Annotated in this window: 1 pseudogene; it reads left to right on the forward strand. The window is 63.9% G+C overall.

Annotation, left to right across the window (positions count from 1 at the left end):
• Nucleotides 1–281 precede the first annotated feature (281 nt).
• A pseudogene (locus ELR45_RS39595) lies at nt 282–620 on the forward strand (hypothetical protein); the annotation flags it as partial.

A 620-nucleotide genomic window follows, 5' to 3' on the forward strand; every position in this document is an offset into this window, starting at 1 on the left:
GAATACGAGACACTGGGCACATTGGTCACGACGTCGGGCTCCTAACGTTCGATGTGAGCATGACCACGTTAGATGATGGCGGCTCTGACGCACGCATCTGGTCAGCGCATGTGCGTTGCGCAGATGCGTTTTCGCACTCCCGCAACCGCACCTCACCGTAAGCAAGCTAAGGCTTACCTAAAACATTTGCCCTTTACTTACTGTTCGTCCCGGCGTGGTGGTTCTGTCGGACGGGACTCCATAGGTTCAACACAGACTCCGGCCACGACGAAGGGACCCTCATGCCTGAAGCGAACAGCGACGGCCTCCGCCGGCGGTTGCAGCTACCTGTGCTGAACAACCGCAAAGGCGGCCGCAGTGCCATGACCTGCGAGTACCGCTGTGGCAACCAGTGCGCACACCCCGCACCGAACGCCAGTGACAACGAGTACTTCGGCGACATGGTGTCCAAGGCCATGTCGCGTCGCGGCTTGCTGCGCACGGGCGCTGTGGCCGCGTTCGTCGTCGGGACCGGCGGTTCGACCGCCGCGCTCGCCGGCGCGACCCCCGCTGCCCGCCCGATCGCTGCCGGCGTTCGCCCGCCAGGTGAGGGCGACCTCCAGATCGATCCACCGGAGCTT

This window comes from Phytoactinopolyspora endophytica (assembly GCF_004138495.1).
Classification (GTDB): domain Bacteria; phylum Actinomycetota; class Actinomycetes; order Jiangellales; family Jiangellaceae; genus Phytoactinopolyspora; species Phytoactinopolyspora endophytica.